General features: G+C 71.6%; 12 protein-coding genes and 1 pseudogene. 4 read left to right on the forward strand and 9 right to left on the reverse strand.

What is annotated here, in order from left to right; translation table 11 throughout:
- Positions 1 to 4: 4 nt before the first annotated feature.
- On the reverse strand, positions 5 to 973 hold the full coding sequence (locus tag ACFW47_RS02190; RefSeq protein ID WP_386279048.1) for an arabinan endo-1,5-alpha-L-arabinosidase: 969 nt from the start codon (positions 971 to 973) through the stop codon (positions 5 to 7).
- Between the two features lie 244 nt (positions 974 to 1,217).
- Here ACFW47_RS02190 and ACFW47_RS02195 point away from each other — a divergent pair, with 244 nt between their 5' ends.
- A complete protein-coding gene (locus ACFW47_RS02195) occupies positions 1,218 to 2,783 on the forward strand; it encodes a substrate-binding domain-containing protein (RefSeq protein ID WP_386279046.1) in 1,566 nt (521 codons plus the stop codon).
- A gap of 24 nt (positions 2,784 to 2,807) precedes the next feature.
- Here ACFW47_RS02195 and ACFW47_RS02200 read toward each other — a convergent pair whose 3' ends face one another.
- Positions 2,808 to 3,461, reverse strand: coding sequence for a DUF4360 domain-containing protein (locus tag ACFW47_RS02200; RefSeq protein WP_386279044.1), 654 nt, complete (start codon positions 3,459 to 3,461; stop codon positions 2,808 to 2,810).
- A gap of 206 nt (positions 3,462 to 3,667) precedes the next feature.
- On the opposite strand from ACFW47_RS02200, the gene ACFW47_RS02205 reads away from it, so the two are divergent.
- Positions 3,668 to 6,409 (forward strand): beta-galactosidase, encoded by a 2,742-nt coding sequence (locus tag ACFW47_RS02205; protein ID WP_386304423.1) that lies wholly within the window; start codon positions 3,668 to 3,670, stop codon positions 6,407 to 6,409.
- A 36-nt stretch (positions 6,410 to 6,445) separates the two neighbouring features.
- Here the strand turns inward: ACFW47_RS02205 and ACFW47_RS02210 are convergent, their stop codons facing one another.
- The 7 genes from ACFW47_RS02210 to ACFW47_RS02240 form a co-directional block, all read right to left on the reverse strand.
- Positions 6,446 to 10,693, reverse strand: coding sequence for a trypsin-like peptidase domain-containing protein (locus ACFW47_RS02210; RefSeq protein ID WP_386304427.1), 4,248 nt, complete (start codon positions 10,691 to 10,693; stop codon positions 6,446 to 6,448).
- A 2-nt stretch (positions 10,694 to 10,695) separates the two neighbouring features.
- Positions 10,696 to 11,073, reverse strand: coding sequence for a CU044_2847 family protein (locus ACFW47_RS02215; RefSeq protein ID WP_386279038.1), 378 nt, complete (start codon positions 11,071 to 11,073; stop codon positions 10,696 to 10,698).
- 223 nt (positions 11,074 to 11,296) lie between these two features.
- The gene (locus tag ACFW47_RS02220; protein WP_386279033.1) at positions 11,297 to 12,802 is read right to left on the reverse strand and encodes an alpha-N-arabinofuranosidase; all 1,506 of its coding nucleotides are present in this window, start codon (positions 12,800 to 12,802) and stop codon (positions 11,297 to 11,299) included.
- 49 nt (positions 12,803 to 12,851) lie between these two features.
- Positions 12,852 to 13,826, reverse strand: a complete 975-nt coding sequence (locus tag ACFW47_RS02225) for an arabinan endo-1,5-alpha-L-arabinosidase (RefSeq protein ID WP_386279031.1) — start codon at positions 13,824 to 13,826, stop codon at positions 12,852 to 12,854.
- Positions 13,823 to 14,686 carry a carbohydrate ABC transporter permease gene (locus tag ACFW47_RS02230; protein WP_386304430.1) on the reverse strand — a complete coding sequence of 288 codons (864 nt, stop codon included), beginning with the start codon at positions 14,684 to 14,686 and terminating at the stop codon, positions 13,823 to 13,825. The genes ACFW47_RS02225 and ACFW47_RS02230 overlap by 4 nt, the downstream gene beginning before the upstream one ends.
- Positions 14,683 to 15,621 (reverse strand): carbohydrate ABC transporter permease, encoded by a 939-nt coding sequence (locus tag ACFW47_RS02235; protein ID WP_386279027.1) that lies wholly within the window; start codon positions 15,619 to 15,621, stop codon positions 14,683 to 14,685. Before ACFW47_RS02235 ends, ACFW47_RS02230 begins: the two co-directional genes overlap by 4 nt.
- Positions 15,622 to 15,623: 2 nt before the next feature.
- Positions 15,624 to 16,976 carry an extracellular solute-binding protein gene (locus ACFW47_RS02240; RefSeq protein WP_386304433.1) on the reverse strand — a complete coding sequence of 451 codons (1,353 nt, stop codon included), beginning with the start codon at positions 16,974 to 16,976 and terminating at the stop codon, positions 15,624 to 15,626.
- A gap of 257 nt (positions 16,977 to 17,233) precedes the next feature.
- On the opposite strand from ACFW47_RS02240, the gene ACFW47_RS02245 reads away from it, so the two are divergent.
- Together ACFW47_RS02245 and ACFW47_RS02250 are read left to right on the forward strand one after the other, a co-directional pair.
- Positions 17,234 to 17,836 carry a toxin-antitoxin system, toxin component family protein gene (locus tag ACFW47_RS02245; RefSeq protein WP_386304435.1) on the forward strand — a complete coding sequence of 201 codons (603 nt, stop codon included), beginning with the start codon at positions 17,234 to 17,236 and terminating at the stop codon, positions 17,834 to 17,836.
- Positions 17,833 to 18,600 (forward strand): annotated as a pseudogene (locus ACFW47_RS02250) (hypothetical protein); the annotation flags it as partial. The gene ACFW47_RS02245 and the pseudogene ACFW47_RS02250, both read left to right, overlap by 4 nt.

The following is an 18,600-nucleotide window of genomic DNA, read 5'->3' on the forward strand; positions in this document are numbered from 1 at the left end:
CCGCTCAGTAGGCGACGGGCCAGCCGCTGCTCCAGTCCAGGAGGTTGATGCCGAGCTTGGGTGTGCCGTTGTCGTTGCCGTCGTAGTAGTGGTAGACGAGCAGGTCACCGTCGACGTCGTTCATGACCGACTGCCCGCCGGGACCGATGACGCTGCCGTGCGACTCCAGCACGGGAGTGCCGCCGTTGTTCATCATCGAGACGCCGTTCCGGTCTCGGTAGGGCCCGGTGACGCTGGTCGCCCGGCCCACCTTGATCTTGTACGTGGAGCTGGTGCCGGCGCAGCAGGTGTCGTACGAGGCGAAGAGGTAGTAGTACCCGTTCCGCTTGACGATGTAGGGGGCCTCGACGGCCTTGGTGCCGGACGGCCGGGAGGCGAGGGAGCGCCGGGCGGTGTCGGAGGCGTGCTGCTTGCCGGTGGAGGGGTCGATCCGGATCATCTTGATGCCGGTCCACCAGCTGCCGAAGGAGAGCCACCACTTGCCGTCGTCGTCGACGAAGAGGTTGGGGTCGATGGCGTTGTAGTCGCTGGAGGAGCCGGAGGTGTAGACGATGCCGTAGTCGCTCCAGCTGCCCGGCTGCCCGGTGGCGGAGCCGGCGAGCCCGATGGCGGAGGTGTTGGAGCCGAACTTCGAGACGGAGTAGTACATCAGGTACTTGCCGCCGTGGTACGAGATGTCGGGCGCCCAGGCCTCCGGGACCGACGAGTAGCGCGACCACCAGCCGGGCCGGGAGCCGAAGGCGTCGGCGCCCGCCGCGAAGGCGGTGCGGTCGGAGGACGTCTTGCTGCTGATGCCCCCGCCGGTGGCGTAGAGCTGGTACTGCCCGGACGCGGTGCGGATCATCGTCGGGTCGTGGGTGACGACGGAGCCGGTGACCCGGCCGGGGCCGGGGTACGCCGAGGCCGTGGTGGGGACGAGCGCGAGCAGGGCGGCGGTGGGGAGGGCGAGGAGTGCGGTTCGTCTGCGCCTCATGGGGGGACGCTCCTGTTCCATATCTCGAACGCCGATCGTGCTGTCGGACGGAACGTAGAATCGAACCCCTTGCGCGTCAATGGCCCGCGCGACAACGGCAACCAACGTCCGGAAAACACCCCGTGGCACAGGTGACCCACCGGTGAACTCCTGACGGATGGTCGGCGCAACCGTGTTCGAGGACGGTTCCGCCCGGACAACATGGCCTCCCCATCCATGTGCGTGCCTGCGTCGGGAGTCGGTCATGAGCGGTGTCTCGTGGGAGTCGGTGATCGCGGTGTTCGGCCTCGCCGTGCCCGTGGTCGCCGCCCTGTGGGAGTTCGTCGTGGCGGGCCGCAAACGGCTGGGCTACCGGGTCCAGATGGACACCAGCGCCCGGGACTCGGGCACGTCCACGGGACCGCAGGCCAGGGTCCTCCAGCGCATGCAGTGGGACGGAGTCGACCTGGACGATCCCTCGGTCGTCCTGCTGCGCATCGAGAACGTCGGCTGGACCCCGATCGTCGAGGAGGACTACGTCGCCCGCGTCGACGACCCGGTGGGCGTACGCGCGGCGTTCCCGGGCCGCCGTGTGGTCGGCATGGTCGTGACGGAGTGCAGCCACCCCGTACTGCGTGAGTTCTTCGAACCGGGGACGGCGGGCCTGGGAGCCGCGGACGGCGTCATCACGCTGCCCAAGGTGAAGCTCAACCGCCGCGCCCACTACAAGGTGCTGGCGGTGCTGGACCGCCTCCCCGACGCGGCCGGGGACGACCTGCCCGGCCCGGAGATCAGCGCGGGCATCGTCGGCGGGGTGCGCGGCGGGACCATCAAGAGGACCGAGTACTACCCCTTCGCCTCCCGGCCGGTCCGCTGGCTGCTCGCCCTCCTCGTCCTGGTGAGCGTCGCCCAGTCGGTGTCCACCTTCGCACGGGGCGAGGACGCGGTCGCCGCCCCGCTGGACTGCGCCGCGGGCACGCTGCACCTGTCGGGCTCCACCGCCTTCAAGCCGGTGCTGGAACTGGCGGCCGAGCAGTACACGAAGACCTGCCCGGACGCCCGGATACCGCTGACCGACAACTCGTTCCGGGGCAGCGTCCCCGGCCTGGACACCCTCGCCGCGGCGGGCGAGAAGGCGGAGCTGGGCGAGGACGGCGGGCTGGGCGACCGGCTGGCCTTCAGCGACGGCCCCAAGTCCGACGGCCGCCCGCAACTGCTTCCCAGGCCGGTCGCGCTGTCGCTGTTCACCCTGGTGGTGAGCGAGGACACCGGTGTGCGGGACCTGTCCCTGAAGCAGGTCCGGGACATCTACGCCGGACGGATCACCAACTGGCGGCAGGTCAGGGGCAACGACCTGCCGGTCCAGCTGGTCAGCCGCCACCCGGGCTCCGGCACCCGGACCGCCCTGGAGCAGCGGGTGCTGGACGGCGCCCCGCTGCCCGCGGTCACCACCAACGACTGCCGCAGTCTGGACTCCGGCAGACCCGGCCGCTGCGAGGTCGGCGGCACGCCGGCCCTGCTGGACGCCGTCGCCGCGACGCCCGGCGCCCTCGGCCACAGCGAGGTCGGCTCCGCCACCGCCCACGAAGGCGTGCGGCAGGTCCGCATCGACGGCTACCCGGCGACACTGGAGGGCGCCGACCAGGGCGCGTACCCCTTCTGGGAGACCGAGATCGCCTACACCTACGGCGAGCCGCCGGCGGACTCCGTCGCCGCGGGCTTCCTGCGCTACCTCGCCGACGAGGTCGGCAAGGACATCATCCGCTCCAAGGGCCACCGCCCCTGCTCGGAGCTGGCCAGGCCGCTGGTGTGCCGCCCGAGCGGGGCGTGACCCGGGCGGCCGGAACGCGGGCGGTCAGGAGTCGGGGCACTCCTTCCACGCCAGGTGGTACACCGTGCTGATGTCCCCGTCCGTCGAGTCCATCGTCATGAAGCTCACCTCGGCGGGGTCGGACGTCCCCGTGCTCACCCGCAGCTCCGTGTTGATGTTGAAGTTGCGCTGGACCCCGCAGGGCGCCCAGACCAGCTGGGCCCAGTCGGTGCTGTCGGTGGCCTGCCAGTTGTCGTTGAGGGGGCCGTCGAACGGGTGGGTGCGGTACTCCGTGTTCGGGGAGCCCTGGAAGTAGTACGAGGCCCGCTGGGTGCCCTTCGCGCCGTCCTGAAGGGCGGCGAAGCCGCGGTAGTCCGCGCTGGCCACGGCGTAGGTGAAGCCCTGCGGAACGTGGACGAGCAGGTTGAGCTGGCAGTTCTTGCGGAAGGCCGTGGGCGGCGAGTCACCGCCCGCCTGGGCGAGGTAGTCGCTGTAGGTCACGGTGAAGGCCGTGTTGTCCTCCGAGACGGCGACCGCCGCCGTGCCCTGCGGGCAGCCGGAGCCGTTCACCGTGGCGACCTTGATGACGATCTTGTCCGGCGGCGGGTCCTCGAACCCGCCGGAGGGCTGGTGCTGCGCGGGCAGCACGGAGGTGAGGAGCGCGGCGATCGTGCCGCTCAGGAGCAGGCCGGTGGCCATGGGTCTCCCATCCCGGTCAGTGGGGGGTGTAGTTGAATGCACTGCACACATGTTGTGCACATGTCATTCACGATGCGCTCGCATCGTATGTTCGGCCGCAGGACGCGGACAGGTCACACTTTGGCCATTTACCGCAGCACCGCTCCGGTTGTGCAGAATGGCCCGGCAGCGAAGCAGCGGAAGCACGGCAAACAGGAGAGGCTCCCTTGGAGCTCAGCAGGCTCAGCAGACGAGCGTTCAGCACCCTCGCGGGCACCACCGTCCTCGGTCTGGCGCTCGGTGGCAGCGTGAGCACCCAGGCACTGCCCCGCTCCGGCGCCCGCGGCCCCGTGCCCACCGGCCCGCCGCCCGGCCCGCCCGCCGCCGACGGGCAGCGCCACCACGTCGCCCTGGACCGCCACTCCCTGCTGGTCGACGGCCGGCGCCTGGCCCTGTGGGCCGGCGAGATGCACCCCTTCCGGCTGCCGAGCCCGTCCCTGTGGCGGGACGTCCTGCAGAAAATGCACGCGTACGGCTACAACGCGGTCAGCGTCCCCGTCGCCTGGAACGTGCACTCCCCCGCCCCGGGCGAGTACGACTTCACCGGGGTCCGCGACCTGGACCTCTTCCTGCGCACGGCCGCCGAGACCCGGATGTACGTCGTCCTGGACCCCGGCCCGTACATCGGCGCGGAGGTGGACGCCGGCGGCCTGCCCGGCTGGCTGACGGTCACCGGGGGCGAGGCCCGGACCACCGACCCCGCGTACCTGCGCCACGCCGACGAGTGGCTGAGCCGCGTCAACGCCGTCGCCGCCCGGCACCTGTACACCCGCGGCACCGGCACGGTCCTGCTCTACCGCCTCGGCGCCCCGCAGCGCACCCAGCTGACCCACCTGCACGAGAAGGTCCGCGCCGACGGGATCGACGTACCCCTGCTGCACGCCGACACCCCCGTCGCCCCGGGCGAGCCCGAGCGGTCCCGCAACGCCGGCGAGGCACGGCAGGCCCACCTCGCACACCTGGCGCAGGGAGTCGCGCTGCACCACGTGCGCACCGCGTTCGGCGGCACCTCCTGGGGCTGGCTGCCCGCACCGTCCGCGCCCGGCCCGACGTACGACCCCACCGCCGGGATCGACGAGGCGCGGCGGCCGACGGACAGGACGGCCCCGCTCCACCAGCTCGGGCAGCTCCTGCGCCACGTGCCCGACTTCACCCGGCTGGAGGAGGCCGCCGAGGTACGGGCCGCCGACGCCCGCCTGCGGGTGCGGCACCTCGCCAACCCGGACACCGGCACCCACGCCTACGTCGTGCGCAACGGCTCCGCCGCCGACGTCACGTCGAGGCTGCCGATGGGCGGGACCGACGTGGAGGTCACCGTCCCCGGCCGGGACGCCAAGCTGTTCGCCACCGGGCTGCACCTGGGCGCGGGGCGGAAACTGGCGTACGCCACCGTGCAGCCCATGCTCTCCATGAGCGTCGGGAAGCTGGACATCGCCGCCTTCGTGGGCCGGGCCGGGGAGAAGGCGCACCTGGTGCTGGACTGCCCGCACGAGCCGTGGCCGACCCGGCTGGACGAGGAGGCAGCCTGGACGTACGTCCGCGGGAAGCTGCACGTCACGGTGGAGCTCGCGGAGGACCGGCTGACCCGGCTGCGGATCCGCAGCGGCAAGACCGACCGCACCATGATCCTGCTCCTCGCCGACGACGCCGCCTCCCTGAAGCTGTGGCCGTACGAGACCCCGTCGGGCCGGGTGCTGGTGTACGGCCCGGCGCTGCTGCGCGACGCCGCCCTGGACGGGAACACCATCCGGCTGACCGGCGACACCGTGGAGGAGTGCGGCCTCGAGGTGTGGGCACCGCCCGGCATCACCGACGTGTCCTGGAACGGCGGCCCGGTCCGTACGCGGCTCGGCCGGGCCCACAGCCTGTACACCACCCGGTCCCTGCCCGGCGTGCCCGAGCTGGTCCTGCCCGCGCTGGACGGCTGGCGGCGCCGCGACGAGAACCCGGAGTCCCGGCCCGGCTACGACGACTCGGGGTGGACGGCCGCCGACCGGAAGACGTCGTCCAGCACGACCCCCGTGCCCGAGGGGCAGCCGGTGCTCTTCGCCGACGACTACGGCTTCCACTACGGCGACGTCTGGTACCGGGGCCGGCTCACCGGTGCCGCGGGCCTGGAGTCGGTGTCCCTGTCCTACCGCACGGGCGCGCGGGGGCTGCTGATGGCCTGGCTGGACGGGGAGCCGCTGGGCACGCACCGCGTGGGCGGGGACGGCCGGCAGGGCACGTGGACCGCCACGGCCCGGTTCCGGCTGCCGGACGGACCGCGGGCCGCGCTGCGGGAGCGGCCCGGCGCGGGTGGCCCGCCCGTGCTGTCGGTCCTGGTCCGGCGCACCCAGCACGACCAGGACGACTACAAGGCGGCCCGCGGGCTCGCCTCGGCCGCCTTCGAGGGGGCCTCGCCCGAGGTGGCGTGGCGGATCATGGGTACGGCCGCCGCCGACCCCGTGCGCGGGCCGCTGAACAACGGGGGCCTGTACGGGGAACGGCACGGCTGGCATCTGCCCGGGTACGACGACGGCGGCTGGGAGCCCGTCTCCTCCCCCGGCGGCGGCGACCGGCGCCAGGGCGTGACCTGGTACCGGACCACCTTCCGGCTGGACGTGCCGCCGGACGTGGACGCCTCCGTCGGGCTGGTCCTCGGTGGCGGGCGGGGCCGCGCCCAGCTCTTCCTGAACGGCTGGAACATGGGCGAGTACGCGGGCGACGTCACGGGCGCACCGCACACCTTCGTCCTGCCGAACGGCATCCTGCGCACCCGCGCCGCCGCCAACACCCTGGCCCTCGCGGTGCTGTCCGACGGCACGTCGGCGCCGGGGACGGGGACGGTGCGGCTGGAGCTGCTGGGCGGCGCGGCCGGAGGGGTGCGGGTGGAGCCCGTTCCCTCGCCCGGCAGGCGCCGGGACTGAGACCGAGGCACCGACGGCGCTCGGGGACGGACCACGTCATCCGTCGTGGCAGAGGGGCTCCTGCGGAAGGGAGATGCCCAGGCCCTCCTTCTCGGCAGGGGTGAATTCCCGGTAACCGATCACTCGGCACAGCTGGCGCTTCCACAGGGCGGCGTCGAGCCGGATGAACCGGTACGCGGAGCCCACCATCTCGTCGTCCCGGAACATGAGACTCCTGCCGTCGACCGATGCGTCGACGTAGGAGTACCCCCGGAAGCCGTCGACGGGGACGCCGAAGGTGTAGGTGTCCTCCGACCTGCCCTCGCCGATGTCGTAGAAGTGCACCGAGGTACGCGAGGCCAGCAGGAAACGCCCGTCGCGGAGGAACTGGGCGACAAAGCCACGGCTGTGGGGGTCGCTGGTGAAGATCGGCCCGATTTTCCTGTGCGGCGGGTCGCTCCGCCAGAGTTCGACGTTCCCTCCTCTGCGGAGCACGGCGAAGGACTCCCCGTCCGGGGCGAACTCGACCCTCGCCGTGTCCGGTCCCGTCCTGACCGTCCTCAGCTCGCTCCCCGTCACCGGATCGATGATGTGGACCCTCGGGTCGCCCCACACGACGACGGCCAGGTGACCGGGCTCCGGAGAGTGGCTGACCTGGAGAACGCTCTTGGCGGTGACCCCGTTGATCAGACGACGCAAGTCCGTCCGCGCCGTCTGCCGTCCGGTCCTCCGGTCCCACTGCTGCACCACCGGGCCGGACAGCGTCACCACGCTGTCTCCGGGCAGGAGGTAACTGAACGTCGAGCCACCGTCCGGCGGATCCACCGCGGTGATCGTACGGAGGGGGCGCAAGTCCGAGGCCCGGCGCAGCACGACGGTGCGCTTCCCGGTCTGGTCGGCCACCACCTCCCCGTCCGCGCTGAACCCGAGCACCGCGTCCCGGTTCTCGAAGTCGCCCGCCCGGCGTTCCGCTTCGGCCAGCACTTTGCCGCCCTCGTCCGACGCGTGGCGCACGATTCGCTTCCCGCTGTCCGCCAGGCCCACAAAGGACTTCCCGTCCGGAGAGAAGGCCGCAAGCGGCAGCGGATCCATCCGGGGGCTCTCCGGCTGGGCCGGAATGAACAGCACGCTCTTCTCCGTGGCGGCCAGGATCACCGGGGCACCGTCGACCGTGACCACCTTCTGTACCGTTGTGCTCGAGTCCACGGCTCTCCCGGTGGAGAAACGCCGACCGTTTTCGAGGTCGAGCAGGTAGAAACGGTATCCGCCCGTACCGCCGTACTCCTGTGTCACCGCCCATCTGCCGCTGTCGGCAACGGCTTCCAACCCGCACTGCTCATCGTCTCCCAGGCCCGAGCCCGTGTAGCGGAGCGTCTCCTGTGGGCGCCCGGTCCTCCGTACGGTGAGTACGCGCTCTCCGTGCTCCTTCGAGGACTCGCAGACGGCTACGGCGTTCCCCGCGTCGGACACCTCGAAGAGCGGGGTCGGTGCCACGACGACCCGCGAGTTCCGCGTGCTTCGGTCGACGGCGAGCAGCGTGCCCTTCTCGGTCTTCCGGTCCCAGACACTGGCCAGCAGTTCTCGGTCGTCCGAGCCGATGTGCACACCGTCGAAGCGGCTGGTCTCCGACAACCCGGTGGGCAGCGGAACCGTTCCCGACGTCCCCCTTTCGAGATCCCACCAGGCGATCGACGTCGCGTCCGCCCCGGTCTGTGCGACGATCCGCCCGTCACTCGACACCGCGGCGTCGTCACCGACGGTGCTGTAGCCGGGGGGCGGTTGGAGCTGGGGCGGCAGATGATGCTCGGGACCGGCGAGCTCACCGGGATCGCCGTCGCGCCGCACGTCGAACCACACCAGTTCCCGCTCGTCGGTGAAGAACCCGGCCCGGCTCCCGTCCGGGGAGACGAAGCTCAGTCTGGCCTGGTACGGCAGGTCGAGCCGTTGAGTGCGTACCGTTCCCGTGGCAGCGTGCACGTGCAGCGTGGGTTTGCCGAAGTCCGAGTGCACGAGGACCACTTCGCCGTCCTCGCTCGCGGCGACACCACCGACCGAGCCGTCGGACCCGGACAGCATGCGATGCTCGGGACGGTGGGCGAGCCGGGCCCGCAGCAGGGCGTCGCGGGCCTGATCCGTCGGCGACGTCCGGTAGGCCGCCAGCGCCGTCAGGACGGAGACCACCGGGTCCGAGGTTCCCAGGTCGGCCGAGCTCTGCGCCAGCGCGCGCGAGGCGGACTCCGCGGCGCGCTGGTCACTGACGTAGCGGTAGTAGGCGAACAGTGCGCCGAAGAGGACCGCGAGGGCGGTGAGGGAGGCGATGACGGTGGTCAGCGCGCGCTGTCTCCGCCGTCGCGCGTGCCGGTAGGCCCGACCGCGACGCAGGTAGTCCCGCTCGGCGTCGGTCAGGAACCGGCCGCGGTCGGGCAGCCAGCGTTCGGCCGCGTCCAGGGCCGACCACGACGGCAAGAGATCCGGCGGCCTTCCACCGTGCTCCCAGCGTTCGCTGTCGTGGCGCAGCGTTTCACGCCAGACGAGAAACGCGCGGTCCTCCTCGGTCCAGTCGGCCAGGCGCCGCCATTCGCCGATGAGGGCCTCGTGCGCCACCTCGACCGTCTCCATGCCCTCGGCGTTGCGCCCGGTGACGAGCAGGCGCGCGTCGGCCAGGGTCTGCGCGATGTCCCAGGCCTCGGCGTCCAGTTCACCGCGCAGGGCGGTCCGCCGGGTGATCGCGCTGGTGCCGAGGGGCACGCGCACCAGTGTCGCGAACAGCCGGCGTGCGGCGGGCGCCGCGTGCCGCGGGACGCGCGCGTTCCACAGACGTTCCGCGTGCTGTCCCAGCGCTCCCGCCACGCCGCCCAGTTCCTCGTAGGACTCGTGCGTGAGGACTCCGCCGTCCTGGTTCCGCCACAGCCGGTCCAGAGTGAAGCCGAGCAGGGGCAGCGCGCCCGGTTCCTGCCCCGCGTCGGCGAGCACGCGCTCGACGAGACCGGCCTCGTAGCCGACTCCCGGTACGGCGTCCACCGGTGCGGTGACGATCCGGCGAAGCTGTCGCGGGCCGGGAGTGGCGAGGGCGTAGAGCCGGTTGCGGAAGGCCGTGCCCACCCGCGCATGGGTCAGCGCGCTGTCCAGGAAGTCGGCGCGGAGGGTGGTGAGCACGTGCAGGCCCTCGGGCAGGGGCGTGGTGTAGAGCGCGTCGGCCAACTCGTCCACGAGGCCGGGAGCGGAGACGAGCAGTTCCTCGAACTGGTCGACGACGAGGAGCAGGGCGCGGGTTCCCTGGCGTTCCCGTATCGCGGTGACGGTGTCCGCTACGCCCTGCCGCTCAAAAATGCTCGCCAAGGACGGAAGCCGCTCCAGCCGGTCGACGGCGGACAGGTCGGGCTCCAGCAGGGGCAGTAGCGCGGCGGCCAGCGCGGCCAGTGGCCGGCTGCCGGAGGCGGGCCGCAGTACGCCCACGGAGAATCCCTGGGCACGCAGGCGGGGTACCACGCCGGCCAGGGCCAGCGAGGACTTGCCCGACCCCGACGGGCCGACCAGGCAGACCTGGCGCTCGGCCGCCACCTCGGCGGTCAGCTCCTCGCTCTCCTCCTCCCTGCCGTGGAAGCACGCGGCGTCCGTCTCGCGGAACGGGGCCAGGCCGCGGAACGGGGAGACCGGCGACGTCAGGGCCCGCAACGGCTCCCATACGCGCAGCAGCGCGCCCGAGGGAATGAGATAACTCGCCGCGGGCTCCCCGGACTCCGCCACGGCCACCATGCCGACGACGGCGGACAGATCCTCGTCCCACACGGGACTGCCGCTGAATCCCCCGGAGACCCGGTAGCCGTGGGACGCCAGGTCGGCCTGGATCCATCCGTCGGCCTGGCGGGAGCGGAGCACTCCGGCGTGCCACACGCCGGCCGGGCGCCCCTGGGGGAAGCCGAAGATCCGGGCCGGGTGCCCCCACACGTCCGGCGCGTCGACCATTCTCACCGGGCGTCCCCGCGGGAGCACGGTTTCCAGACGCAGCACCGCGACGTCGTCGTCCCCCGCCGCGAAGTGCACGATCCGGGCCGGCACCGCGGCCCGGCCGGACTCGGCCGCGGGCAGGAGAGGCAGATCGACCAACACCCGCGCCGCCTCCGCGGGAGGCTCGCCCTCGGGCGTCCCGAGGGCGGCGCTCACCACGTGGGCGCAGGTCAGGGCGGTCTGCTCGCCGACCAGGAAACCGGCACCCCAGCAGTTTCCCTGCCGGTCCGTGACGCGCAGGACGGCCGAGCCGAGCGCCGCCGGGCCGTTCCCGCCTGTCGGGGCGGTTTCCGGCACCCTCAAGCCCCCGGTTCGGCCGTCGGACGGCCCGCGTCCCCGTTCCCGCTCCGGTCCCATCTGAGGGTCACGGTGAAGTGCGCCTGGGCCGTGCTGCTGCTGATCACGATGTCCGCCGCGGCCGACAGCGACAGGCCGAACTCCACAGTGATCTCCTGCGGGCCCGGCGCCGTCTCGCCGAACGTGTTCACCAGTTGCTGGGCCACGGGCCGGAGCCCGGACAGCATCTCTCCCATGGAGCGGCTCGCCCTGGCCACCACCTGTCCGGGCCGGGCCACCTTGACCAGACCGTCTCCCGGCTTTTCCTGGACCTCGACCTTGACGGCACGAGCCGCTCCGTCAGGGCCGTCGTCGAGCGGCAGCTCCACCACGTACGTCATCGTGCTCCCCGTCACATGTGTTCGCTCCGCTCCTCGCTTCCCGTAGGCGCGGCCTCATCAGCCACTCCATCGTCGCCGGTCACACGCCAACAACAGCCATTTCGGCCAACCTCCGTGCCTCCGGCCTGCCTCCTCCCGGCGCGCGGGCGGCACCGGAGCACTCTGTCTCCCGGGGATCGTGCCGCCCACGCCCGGACGTCGCCCGCGGGCACTGGGGCGGGCCTCAGCGCAGCCGGATCACGTTCCAGGACAGCGGCTCCAGGGTGGCGCTCAGCCTGCCGTCGCTCACCACCGTGCCGTCCACCGCGTGCGGGACGACCCGCTCGGGCTCGGCGAGGGTGTTGCGGGCGTCGGGGTCGGCGTCCGCGAGGGCGCTGTGCTCGACGACCTCGGTGAGGCCGAGGCCGCTGAGGGCGACGTCCAGCGGCAGCGGCTCGGTGCGCGAGCGGTTGACGGCGAAGACGGTGACCGAGCCGTCCTCGGCGCGCACGGCGGTGGCGTGCAGCAGGTCGGCCTCGCCGTACCTCTTCGTCTCGTACGTCGGTGAGTCCACCCGGACGTCGAGGACCTCGCCGCGGCCGTACTTCGAGGCCTGGGAGAAGGGGAAGAAGGTCGTCTGGCGCCAGGCGGGGCCGCCCGGCTCGGTCATGATCGGGGCGATGACGTTGACGAGCTGGGCGAGGCAGGCGACGGTGACGCGGTCGGCGTGCCGCAGCAGGGCGATGAGGAGCGAGCCGAAGACCACCGCGTCGGTGACGCTGTAGTTGTCCTCCAGCAGGCGGGGCGCCTCGGGCCAGTCGAGGGCGCTCACCTCCGCCTGGGTCTTGGCCATGTACCAGACGTTCCACTCGTCGAAGGAGAGGTTGATCTTCTTCTTGGACTTGAGGCGGGCGCCGACGTGGTCGCAGGTGGCGACGACGTTCTCGATGAACGACTCCATGTCCACGGCGGAGGCGAGGAAGGAGTCGACGTCGCCGTCGTGCGGCTCGTAGTAGGCGTGCAGGGAGATGTGGTCGACCAGGTCGTAGGTCTCCTGGAGGACGGTCGCCTCCCACGCGGCGAAGGTCTCCATGGACTGGCCGGAGGAGCCGCAGGCGACCAGTTCGAGGTCCGGGTCGATCTGGCGCATGGCGCGGGCGGTCTCGGCGGCGACGCGACCGTACTCCTCGGCGGTCTTGTGGCCGGTCTGCCAGGGGCCGTCCATCTCGTTGCCCAGGCACCACAGCCGGATGCCGAAGGGGTCCTTGTCGCCGTGCTCGGCGCGCAGGTCGGAGAGGGCGGTGCCGGAGGGGTGGTTGGCGTACTCCTGGAGTTCGAGGGCCTCGGCGACGCCCCGGGTGCCGAGGTTGACCGCCATCATCGGCTCGGCCTGGGGGCCGATCTTCTTGAGGAAGGCGATGTACTCGGACAGGCCGAAGCGGTTCGACTCGGTGGTGCGCCAGGCCAGGTCGAGGCGGCGGGGGCGGTCCTCGACCGGGCCGACCGAGTCCTCCCACTTGTAGCCGGAGACGAAGTTGCCGCCGGGGTAGCGGATGGCGGTGACGCCGAGTTCGCGGACCAGCTCCAGCACGTCGGTCCGTATGCCGTCCTCGTCGGCGGCGGGGTGGCCGGGTTCGAAGACGCCGGTGTAGACGCAGCGGCCGAGGTGCTCGACGAAGGAGCCGAAGAGGCGGGGGTTGACTTCGCCGACGGTGAAGGCGGGGTCGAGGGTGAAGCGGGCGGTTCGCATCGCTGCCTTTCGGGGTTTCGGGTTCGTCTGCGGGAGTGGGGCGTGCGGGTCAGCGGCCGACGGCCGGCCAGCCGTCCTTCGTCCAGTTCAGGGCGTTCAGGCCGAGCTTGGGCGTGCCTTCGTCCCGCGCGTCGTAGTAGTGGTATGCCAGCCAGTCGCGGCCCCGGTCGCGGAAGACCGACTGGCCGCCGGTGCCGATGTAGCGGCCGTGGCCTGCCAGGAGGAGGTCTCCGCCGCCCTCCAGGAGCGGTTTGCCCGTGCTGTCGACGTAGGGGCCGGTGACCGACGTCGACCTGCCGACCTTGATCTTGTACGTGCTGTCCACGCCCGAGCAGCAGGCGTCGTGGGAGGCGAAGAGGTAGTAGTACCGGCCGTGCTTGACGATCTCCGGGCCCTCGACCGCGTACGGCTCGTCCGGCCGGGTCGCCAGGTGGTGGACCTCCGCGCCCTCGACGGCCTTGCCCGTCCTCGGGTCCAGCTCGACCATGCGGATGCCGGACCAGTAGGAGCCGAAGGACATCCACAGCCTGCCGTCGGCGCGGACGACCGCCGGGTCGATGGCGTTCCAGGTGTCCGTGGTCTCGGAGGAGAAGACCTTGCCGTGGTCGGTCCACGTGCCGGGCAGGCCCGTGCGGGAGGTGGCGACGCCGATCGCGGAGTGGTTGGTGCCCCAGGACGAGACGGCGTAGTACAGCCAGTAGCGGCCGGCGCGGTAGGTGAGGTCGGGGGCCCACGGGTCGCCGGTGTCGTTGTACTCGTACCACCAGGCCGGGGGCTTCGCGAAGGCGTTGCCCGCGTCGTCCCAGTGCCTGCCGTCCTCGGAGAGGCGGGCGCCGATGACGCCGCCGGTGGAGTAGGCGACGTAGCCGCCCGACCTGAGGCGCAGCACGGTGGGGTCGTGGATGATCTCCTGGCCCGTGATGGGGCGCGGGTCGGGGTAGCTCTGCGCCGCCTGGGCCGTGTGGGGCAGCAGGGCCATCAGGGCCGCGGTCGCCGCGGCGGTGAGGATTCTGCGTACGGTCACTGTCCCGCCAATCCCGTGTGGGCGACGCCCGCCACGATCTGCCGCTGGAAGAAGACGAAGACGACGATCAGGGGCAGGCCGGCCATGAGGCCGCCGGCCATGAGCTGGGCCCACTGGATGCCGTAGGAGTTCATGACGGTCGCGATGCCGTTCGGCATGGTCATCAGGTCGGGGTTGTTGGTGACCATGTAGGGCCACAGGAAGTTGTTCCAGGAGCTGATGAAGGTGAAGATGCCGACCGCCGCGAGCGACGGGCGGGAGAGCGGCACGATGATGGTGAAGAAGACCCGCCAGCGGCCGGCGCCGTCGATGAAGGCGGCCTCCTCCAGCTCGCGCGGGATGCCCTGGAAGAACTTGTAGAGGATGTAGACCATCGCGGCCGGCGCGCACTGCGGCAGGATCATGCCCCAGTAGGTGTCGACCATCCCCATCTGCTGGACGGTGGTGAACAGGGGCACGCCGAGCACGGCCGGGGAGATCATGAGGCCGGCCATCACCAGGGCCATCAGGGCGCCCTTGCCGCGGAACTCGGTGCGGGCGAAGCCGTAGCCGGCCAGCGCGCTCACCAGCAGGACCACCGTCGTGACGCAGACCGACACGACGAGGGAGTTGACGAACCAGTTGGTGATGTTGCCGGTCTCGAAGAGGGCCGACCAGGCCTGGCCGGTCCACTCCTCGGGCAGCCAGTGCGTGGGTACCTCGACGGCCTCGGTCTCCGACTTGAGGGAGGTGAACAGGGCCCAGGCGAGGGGGGCGAGGAACACGGCGGAGACGGCGGTGCCGAGCAGCGTGAGCACGATCTGGCCGGGGGTCCAGCTCCTGCGCGGCCGGGTGCGGATCGATGGTGCGGCGGTGGTCATCGGCCGCCCTCCTCACGGTTGCGCAGCAGCCACATCCGGGCGAGGGCGACGGCCGCGATGAGCACGAAGAAGATGATGGAGATCGCGGAGGCGTAGCCCACGCGGTAGCTGGTGAAGCCCTGTTCGAGGGTGTACTGGACGAAGGTGCGGGTCGATTCCTCCGGTCCGGGCCCGAAGTCCTGCATGACGACGGCCTGGTCGAAGACCTGGAGCGAGGCGAGGATCTGGAGGGCGACGACGAGGCCGGTGATGTTGCGCAGCATCGGCAGCGTGATGTGGAGCGTGCGGTGCCAGGCGTTCGCGCCGTCCAGCTTGGCGGCCTCGTAGAGGTGGGCGGGGATGCCCTGGAGGGCGGCGAGGTAGAGCAGGAAGCTGAAGCCGACCGTCCACCACAGGGTGGTGATGACGACGGCGAGCAGCGCGTAGGACTTGTCGGTCAGCCAGGGCGTCTGAAGGCCGAAGACGTGGTTGATCATTCCCGTGCCGGGGTTGAACAGCCACTGCCACAGGTTGGCGGCGACGGTGGACGGCAGCAGGAAGGGCAGGAAGAAGCACAGCCGCCACAGCCACTTGCCGCGTTCGATGTGGTGGGCGAGCATCGCCAGCAGGAAGGCGAGGACCGTGATGCAGGGCACGACGAGCAGCGTGAAGTACGCGCTGTGGCCGAGCGCGTCCCACATCAGGGGGTCCTGGAGGGCCTCGCGGTAGTTGTCGAGGCCGATGAAGCTCGCGCCGTCGCCGGAGATGTTGGCGTCGGTGAAGCTGAGGTAGAGGCCGCGCAGCAGCGGCCAGATCACGAAGAGCGCGAACAGGGCGAGGAACGGGGCGACGAACCAGCCGCCGTGCTGGAAGCCCTGCCTGCGGCGGACGGTGGCGCCGGCCGCGGCGGTCCTCGCGCGCGCGGGGCGGACGATCGTCTCGGCGCTGGTGGTCATGATCAGGCACCTCCCTGCGCGGCGGTCCGGCCGTCCATGGGGTTCTTCATGGCGAGCAGTTCGGTCAGCGCGCCCTTCATCCGGCGGGCGGCGGCCTCGGGCCTGGTGGAGCCCATCGTGGAGGAGACGACGATCGGGCCGACGCGCTGGGCGAGGATGCCGGTGGAGCCGGCGAACCACACCTTCGGTTCGGTGGCCTGCTGCTCCATGGCGTCGGCGTACTCGTTCTGCGGCTGGAGCTCCCGGTACGCGGCGGTGGAGAGGGTGGGGGTGTAGGCGGGGATGTGGCCGCCGGCCGCCCACTGCCGGGCGTGCTTGACGACATAGGCGGCGAGCCGGTGCGCGGCCTCGTTGGCGGCGCCGCCGCGGTCCGCCTGGTGGGGCAGGACGAAGGAGTGCGACTCGGCGTGGGTGGCCCGCTCGCCGAAGACGGGCGGCAGCGGGGTGGCGCCGTAGTCGAGCTTCGCCCCCGAGAAGACCGGCACCGACCAGTTGCCCTCCCAGGCGAAGGGGGAGCCGTTGACGAACTGTTCGGCGCCCGCGCCGCCCCCGAAGCCAGGGTCGGCGTACCCGTCGGCGATGTGCCGGCGCAAAAATTCCAGCACCTGGACGGCCTTGTCGGTGTCGAAGGTGACGTCGGTCTTCGCGTCGTCGAACCAGGTGCCGCCGAGCTGGGTGTAGAAGGCGACGAAGAACCACCACTGGAAGTTCTGGTCGTTGTGCCAGAAGCCCATGGTCTGCAGGCCCTTCGCGGTGGCCTTCCTGGCTTCCTTCAGCACGTCGAACCACTCGTCGACGGAGGTGACCGGGACCATCCGGCCGTCGTCGCCGAGCAGGCCCGCCTTCCCCAGCACGTCCTTGCGGTAGAAGCAGAGCTGGACGTGGATGTCGAGGGGGAGGGCGTAGAGCTTGCCGTCGATGACGGCGCGGCGCCACAGCTCGGGGTTGAAGTCGGCCTCCTTCACGCCGTACTTGGCGAGCAGGCCGACGTCCCAGGGGTCCAGGAGGCGGCCGGGCGAGAAGCCGGTGACGCGGCCCAGGTGCATCACGCCGAGGTCCGGTGCGCGGTTGCCGGCGGCCGCCATGGCGAGCTTGGTGTAGAAGGGGCTGCCCCACTGGAGGGTGGAGTCCTTCACGTCGATGCCGGGGTTGTCCTTCCGGAAGGCGTCCAGCATCGCGATCATGTTGTATCCGTCGCCGCCGCTGAAGAGGTTCCAGTAGCGCACCCGGGTGTCCGCGTCGGAGGCCAGGGCGTCGGCGCCCGTGCCGAGAGCCGCGAAGCCGAAGCTTCCCGCGACCGTCAGGCCACCCGCCGCGGCCAGAAAGTGCCTGCGATTCAGGTCAGGTCGTCCCATGCCCTGCCCATCTGTCATGAACGAGAGTCGCTCTGAACTTTCACCGTTCGAGATTGCGTCGTTCGATATTTCGTATGACGCTCGTAACTTCGAACGGGACCGTAAGGTCGCACGCCGGGCGCGTCAATGGGTCGCGCAGGACTTTCCGCGGCCGGTAGTCGTTCCGCGTTGAACAGATGTCCCTCGATCACATGACGCGAACAGACCCGGACGCGTAACCTCGGAGGGCTTCGGACCAGCCACGAGAAGGGGGAGGCATGAACCTCGCGGGCGCGCGCGGGCGGGCCGTCCGGGCCGCCGCGGCACTCAGGCGCTCGCGCGGCGGCTCCGCCGGCACCCTGGCCGCCGACCTCGCCGCAGCGGCCCGCGCACAGGACCGGGCACCGCGCGACGTGCGGGAGCTGTGCCACACGCTGTGCGCCGAGATGGCCGCGCGCCGCGCCGGACGGCCGGTCGAGCTGCGCTTCGAACGGTTCCCCGACGAACTGCTGGTCACCGGATTGTGGGTGGAGTTCCACGACCGCGACCTGGTCATCGTCGAGGAACGGGCCGAGGCGGTCCAGCAACTGGTCATCCTCGGGCACGAGTTGTGGCACATCCATGCCGGGCACCGGCACCACCACGGCGTCGGGTCCACCGCCGTCCGCGCCCTGGCCGACCGGCCCGGCTGGACGGACGTGGCACTGGCCGCGGCCGCCCGCGACGGCTCCCGGCAGGACGACGAGGCCGACGCCGACGACTTCGGTCACCGCCTCGCCGCCGCCTGCCGGCCCCTGCTGCCGGGGCGGACCGGCGCCACGCCCCCCAGCCCGGTCCAGAGGTCGCTCGGCTACCGCGGGCGGGGAGGTGCGCCACGGTGACGACGGTGTCGGCGCTCGAACCGGCCGACGTGCTCGGCGAGTTGTACATATCCTTCTGGATACCGGCCGCGATCCTGACGGCCGCGTTCGCGATCAAGCTGCCCACCGTAGTCCGGCTCTGGCGGGACCCGTTGCTGCGCGCGGTCGGCGGTCTGCTGCTGCTCGCCTGCGTGGTGTTCGTCTTCGCGGCCCCCTCGACCATCGCCTGGACCAACCGGGTCACGGGCGTGACCAACATCTCGGCGCCCTGGGTGTACTCCCTGCTGACCGCCTTCTGCGGCTCCTGCCTGCTGCTGATCATCACCTGGCGCAACGGGCCGTCCGAGCGCGCCGCGGACACCCGCCGTGCCGTGCGCTGGGTGGTCGGCGTCTACTCGGGGGTGATCGCCGCCCTGTGGACGCTGTTCGCCCTCGCCGACGCGCCCGTGGAACGCCTGCGGGACCTGGACACGTACTACGCCACGACACCCTTCATGCGCGAGCAGATCGTGCTCTACCTGCTCGCCCACACCGTGGCCGTCCTGATCACGTCGTGGCTCATCTGGAACTGGGTGCGCACCGACGGCCTCGACGCCTGGCTGCGCTGGGGACTGATGTTCCTCGGCGTCGGCTACGCGCTGAACCTGGTCTTCGACGCCGCCAAACTCACCGCCGTGGGGGGGGCGGGGGCGGGGCGCGCCCCCGCCCGGGGGGGGGACCCGATCTGCGCCCGCCCGCCGCCCCCGGGCGGCCCGAGATTGTCGCACGCGGAGGACGAGACCCCC

This window comes from Streptomyces sp. NPDC058796, assembly GCF_042745235.1.
Taxonomy (GTDB): domain Bacteria; phylum Actinomycetota; class Actinomycetes; order Streptomycetales; family Streptomycetaceae; genus Streptomyces.